Source organism: Methanosarcina sp. A14, from assembly GCF_001729375.1.
Lineage (GTDB): Archaea > Halobacteriota > Methanosarcinia > Methanosarcinales > Methanosarcinaceae > Methanosarcina > Methanosarcina barkeri.
Genome location: NZ_LZPK01000135.1, coordinates 1 through 5165 on the forward strand (window position 1 = coordinate 1; position 5165 = coordinate 5165).

General features: G+C 39.9%; 6 protein-coding genes. 1 reads left to right on the plus strand and 5 read right to left on the minus strand.

Features of this window, described 5'->3' with window-relative positions:
- Positions 1–43 precede the first annotated feature (43 nt).
- Positions 44–217 carry a DUF5350 domain-containing protein gene (locus A9239_RS19415; protein WP_158498980.1) on the minus strand — a complete coding sequence of 58 codons (174 nt, stop codon included), beginning with the start codon at positions 215–217 and terminating at the stop codon, positions 44–46.
- Between the two features lie 374 nt (positions 218–591).
- Between A9239_RS19415 and A9239_RS07495 the strand changes: the two genes are divergently transcribed.
- Entirely contained in the window at positions 592–1290 is a 699-nt protein-coding gene (locus tag A9239_RS07495) for a YkgJ family cysteine cluster protein (RefSeq protein ID WP_230628974.1), read from the plus strand.
- Positions 1291–1334: 44 nt separating this feature from the next.
- On the opposite strand, the gene A9239_RS07500 is transcribed toward A9239_RS07495, so the two are convergent.
- From A9239_RS07500 to A9239_RS07515, 4 genes are all read right to left on the minus strand, one after another.
- Positions 1335–2021, minus strand: coding sequence for a 2,5-diamino-6-(ribosylamino)-4(3H)-pyrimidinone 5'-phosphate reductase (locus tag A9239_RS07500; protein WP_048121897.1), 687 nt, complete (start codon positions 2019–2021; stop codon positions 1335–1337).
- 292 nt (positions 2022–2313) lie between these two features.
- Positions 2314–3168: a CBS domain-containing protein gene (locus tag A9239_RS07505; protein WP_048121894.1), complete on the minus strand. Its 855-nt coding sequence runs from the start codon at positions 3166–3168 to the stop codon at positions 2314–2316.
- Between the two features lie 86 nt (positions 3169–3254).
- Entirely contained in the window at positions 3255–3707 is a 453-nt protein-coding gene (locus tag A9239_RS07510; protein ID WP_048156314.1) for a universal stress protein, read from the minus strand.
- Positions 3708–3725: 18 nt separating this feature from the next.
- Positions 3726–4835, minus strand: coding sequence for an amidohydrolase family protein (locus tag A9239_RS07515; protein ID WP_048156311.1), 1110 nt, complete (start codon positions 4833–4835; stop codon positions 3726–3728).
- Between the last annotated feature and the right edge of the window lie 330 nt (positions 4836–5165).

Sequence of the window (5165 nt, forward strand, 5' to 3'; positions counted from 1 at the left end):
TCAAAAAGTAAATTCAAAAAAGTAAATTTAAAAGCCCTTAAGATTACTTTACAAGAGCTTTTGCAGATCTTCTGATGAAGCGCCTCTTATGACCTGAAGAACTGAAGCGCTGTGCAGGTCCTGGGTGTGCTTTTTGAGCCTGTGACTTCTGGACCTTAATTACTCTGCCTTTTCTGCCTTTTACTTTTACCCAATCAATGCTGCCGGTTTTGCCCATTATCATTCCTCGTTAAGTTTAATCTTAATTTTCTCTGAATTTATTTGTAATTTATCACGTAATATATCCAGGTATTCGCTTATTGCTGGACACTGCCGGTTGCCGCGGATTTTTTTTCTCCTCGGCAGAGTCTCAATAAACAGGTATTTAAACAGGTGTTCCCTGGTTATAGTGTTAAGTGTTAAATCGATAATTCTCACTGATGATTGAAGAATATCTAATATTCCTTGAAGCCTGAAAGTGCGAAATTATAAATGTCATCAAGCCTTGGGTCTATGATAAAAAGAAATGCTAGTAATTAAATGTTACGGACATGGAAGTAAAATAAGGTAGATTTGCAGGATTCTTTTCTTAAAAAGGTGATTAGCGTAAAAATGAATAACATTGAAACAAGGCTTACAGAGGCAAGGGAAGAACTTGCAGGCGTAGAGGAATTTCCTGACCCTGAATTTGTAGGCATTATTAAAGAGCTGGGGTTCAGATGTGAACTCTGTGCACGCTGCTGCACAAAAGAGTTTAACGATCACGTTTTCCTGCTCGATGCAGACCTGGCTGTTATAAGGCAGATAAATCCGGATTCAGTTACTCCTGCTCCATATCCTGAGTTTTGCGACCAGAAGGGTAGGTTTTATGTCTCAGGCTACGCCTTGAAAACAAAACCTGATGGTTCCTGTATCTTCCTTGAGAATAAGCGCTGCAAAATTTATGACAGGCGTCCTTCAATCTGCAGGGTCTATCCATACATGCTTCACAGGGAAGCTGATGACTCGGGCAAAGTGGACTGGCGCCAGATAAGCGGCTTAAACGAGCATGGAAGCTATTATTCCGAACTTGAGGATTCCGAATGTGGAGCAATTGCACAGGAGACAAGGGCTTATGAAGAGGCTTACCTGAGACAGATAGTCGGGTTTTTTGAAGCTGTGAAGGCTCACTTCCAAAAAAACGGCCTGAAACACGTTCAAAGCGTATATGACCGCAAAATACGGGATTTTCTTAAAGGCAAGTGTGAACTTGAGGTCTTTGTATATTATAACGGCGAGTTTGAAAAATGTAACCTTAAGCCCGGTACTTAAGCTCGGTACCAGTTAACAATACGGTATATATTGGCAATTTGATTTTATTTTTCCTTGCCTTTTACTTTCCAACTGAGAAGTATCCCCTTTTCTATTTTTTCGGTTGAAAGCAATTCTAACTCAGGGATTTCGGCTTCTGAAAATCCTTCCCCATCCGTAAAAGTCGGGGCTGTTTTTCCTCCTATTATAAGGTTTCCAACGAAAGTATAGACTTCATCAACAAGGCCAGCAGAGAGCATACCCCAGTTTAGGGTCGCTCCTCCCTCAACCATGAGGGTGTTTATTCCCATTTCTTTTAATTTTGCTGCAAGCTCGGTAAGGTCAACTTTAAAGGTTCCTGTTTTAATGACGAGAGCTTTTTCTTCCAGTTTTTCTATCTTTTCGGCAGGTGCAGAAGTTGAAACGGCAATTATCCTGAGCCCGTCTCCTTTTTTGAAAATATCAGCATCAAGCGGAGTCCTTGCTGAACTGTCCACAATGATCCTTACTGGATTTTCGTTTTTTCCTGCGGCTTTCCGGGCTGCCTTTCTCTCTGGAGACTTTACGGTTAAGCTTGGATCGTCCGAAAGGACAGTTCCTATACCTACCATAACTGCGTCTGCCTGGGCTCGGAGTTCGTCGACCCGTTCAAAATCAAGTTTCCCGGAGATTCGGACCTGTTTCCGTTCCTTTGTTGAAAGTTTGCCGTCGGCTGACATAGCAGAATTTATAAAAACAAAAGGTTTGTCCATTTTTCTAGCTCCTGAATAAAGCAGTTTTCGGAGGAGTCTCTAGGGAGAATGCCTCCTTACTGGAAAAAATTTTGAATAGGCATTAATAGCCTTATTTTTCTTAAATAATATTACTTTTCTTAAATAATATTATCTTTTCTTAAATAATATTATCTTTTCTTAAATAATATTGCTTTTCTTAAATAATATTACTTTTCTTAAATAATATTATTTTTTCTTAAATAACCTTAATTCTTCTTCGCTTCACGTTAAAAACGTTTAACGGTTCTTAGAAGCGAGATTTAATCTTAACTTATTCTATTTCTATTAGAGGCTTCAGGAGGTCGTGGTCTCTCAAAAGTCCCTGAAGTTTCCGGTTTGAATTGATAATCGGAACCTGATCAATCCTGTTTCGTTTCATTTTACGTGCACAGTCGCTGACAGATGTAATATATGTAGCTGTGATTGGTTCCCTTATCATTATATCGCTTCCTATCAGGTTGGGAACCTTAATCCTTGAGACACTGTAGTAAATACTCATGGTGTCTCGCATCGATTCCCAGGTCCAGGCGTCATCGTCCTGGCCTGCAGACATATCTGACATCTCTACACTGTCTTCAATTACGCTGGCAGCAATAACATCACGATCTGAGATTATTCCTATGAGCTCCAGGTTTGAATCAAGTACCGGGACAGCCTTAACACCTGCGAGTTCCATAATTCTGGCAGCAACGGGCAGAGGGGTTTCACTGTAGATCGCAACGACTTTCTTTTCCACGTAGTCCTTTATCGGAATATCGATGTTCATGTCTGCAATTGTGCCTATAATATCTGCCACAGTAATAAGCCCTACAAGTTTCCCGTCATCGACCACCGGAAGCCTTCTTATGTGGTGCTCCAAAAGTAAGCGTGCTGCAGTCTGCAGATCCGATCCGGAGGATATGGTTATCGGATCACGTGTCATAAGAAGAGCCAGTTGTTCTTCTTCAGGGTTTTGTAAAAGGTTTGTTCTTGTTACAACTCCCACAACTTTGGAGTCTTTAAGTACTGGAACTCCTGAAATGTGCTTGTTCTTAAGAATTTTAAGAACCTCATCCCTTGAACCTGGAAGGGTTGCACTTGCTACATCCCTTACCATGATATCTTCAATGAAGATGTTTTTTGGCATGTAATCTACACCTTTGTATACTCTGAATCCTGGTTTTCTTTCTCCTCTGTTTATTTTCTCAAAAGGCTTCCAGTTAGCAGAAAGTCTTAATCTTGTTTTTCACTCCGGACAACCAGGACCGGGACTTTTGAGCCTCTTACTACTTTCTCTGCAACACTTCCCATCAGAAACCTGTCTAGTCCGGTTTTTCCGAGGGTGCCAACAACTATCAGGTCAGCGTTATTGTTTTCTGCAAAATTTATAATTTCATTACTTGGGTGACCTTCCAACAGAACTTCTCTTACCTCAACTCCTGAGACTTTTCCGCGTTCCTGTACCATGGATATCGCTTTCTCCCCTTCTCCTCTCAGGGTATCATATATTGCTTCCCATCCTGCATCCATAGGTATCGAAGAAAAAGAAGTTATATCTATTACGTAGAGAGCGTGAACCGTGGCCCCGCTGAGTTTTGCAATCTCAATACCGTAAGAAATAGCCTTAAGGCTGTTCTCGGATCCGTCTGTTGCAATCACTATATTCCGGTAAAATTCGCTCATCATGTCTGTTCTCCATTTGCTTTACGAATGAAGTACTGATAGTATGTCATCGGGTCTTGCCCGCCTTGTGATTCCACTTATGGGGTTCTTTATCCCTGCAAGATTATTGGAATTTCCATTCAGGATCATGAGATTAGCTTTATTCCCCTTTTGTATCGAACCCGTAGAATCAGATCCCATTACAAAGGAACCATTAAGTGTGCAAATTTTAAATACTTGCCTGTCATCAATGGAATAAATTTTAGACATAAATTCCATTTCAGCAAACATATTTACAGAATTTAACATTACATTATCCGTTCCTGCAGCTACTTTTATCCCCGCTTCCAGCATCTCGGCAACAGGTGCAATTCCTGCTCCTGTTATTAGGTTAGACCTCGGACAGACAACAACCGGAATCTTCGCATCAGCCACGTTTTCAAGATCTTTTTTTGTGGCATTTGTCATATGAATCAGAAGATCTGGCTCAAGTGACAGTGCTTTTTCTATGTCGCTCGTATCTTTTTCTCCGGCATGGATCGCAAAGAATTTTCTACGCTGCCGTGTGCAGGTAGCAATATTCTCCAATAGTTCGAGATCAAGGTCATTTGCCCCACTCATTCCAAGTCCGGTAGAATGTAAAAGAATTCTTCTTACTTCTGCCAGTACAACCTGAAGTGGCTGTTCAGGTTCTGTAGGTCTGCCCAGTATCATGGAATGGAGTTTAAGTCCTTCGAGAGCTTTATTCAGGGCTGCAACCCCTACAACACCTCCTTCTCTGAAATCCGCAAAAGCACAGGTTCCGGTTTCTATCATGTCCAGCAAGGACCTTCTCATACCCTCTATCAGGGTTGTGTATGGCGTGTCTCTTAATATCCTGTGTTTTAACCCGTCAGGAGGTTTTACAAGAGCATCCAGGTCTCTTTGAGTCCTAAATCCAGAAACTTTTCCCAGAGGAGGGTCTTTGAATACCGAGTCTCCAAGATGAGTATGTGCATTGACAAAACAGGGAGCAATTATGTTCTTAGAGAGTGTATGCTCTTCCCCAATCTCCGTAATTATTCCTCTCTTTACGCAGATATACCCCTCAATAGGTTCCAGTTCAGGGCCTGCAATAATTGTCCCGGGAATTATCCGTTCAGTGCCGTACATATATACGCACCTCAGCTACTCATTAAGCACTATGTTCAATTTGTGGAAAAGCAAACATATACATAATATATAAGTCTTTCTTCAGATTTTTTACATTCTTATTTTTCAGAATATATCAATCTTCAAAATTTAATTTTCTCAAAATATAATTTTTTTGAGTATGTACTCCCGTTAGGAATATCACTCACTACTTTTCTTGGTTTTTATTATTTTTTATTATATTCTATTATTTTCTATTATTTTTTATTATTTTCTATTATTTTTTATTATTTTTTATTATTTTCTTTTATTTTTTATTATTTTTTATTATTTTTTATTATTTTTTATTAT

Coding starts and splice junctions, on each gene's coding strand:
- A9239_RS07505 (WP_048121894.1), bottom strand. CDS start 3,168: ATGCCAAAAAACATCTTCATTGAAGATATCATGGTAAGGGATGTAGCA.
- A9239_RS07495 (WP_230628974.1), top strand. CDS start 592: ATGAATAACATTGAAACAAGGCTTACAGAGGCAAGGGAAGAACTTGCA.
- A9239_RS07510 (WP_048156314.1), bottom strand. CDS start 3,707: ATGATGAGCGAATTTTACCGGAATATAGTGATTGCAACAGACGGATCC.
- A9239_RS07500 (WP_048121897.1), bottom strand. CDS start 2,021: ATGGACAAACCTTTTGTTTTTATAAATTCTGCTATGTCAGCCGACGGC.
- A9239_RS07515 (WP_048156311.1), bottom strand. CDS start 4,835: ATGTACGGCACTGAACGGATAATTCCCGGGACAATTATTGCAGGCCCT.
- A9239_RS19415 (WP_158498980.1), bottom strand. CDS start 217: ATGGGCAAAACCGGCAGCATTGATTGGGTAAAAGTAAAAGGCAGAAAA.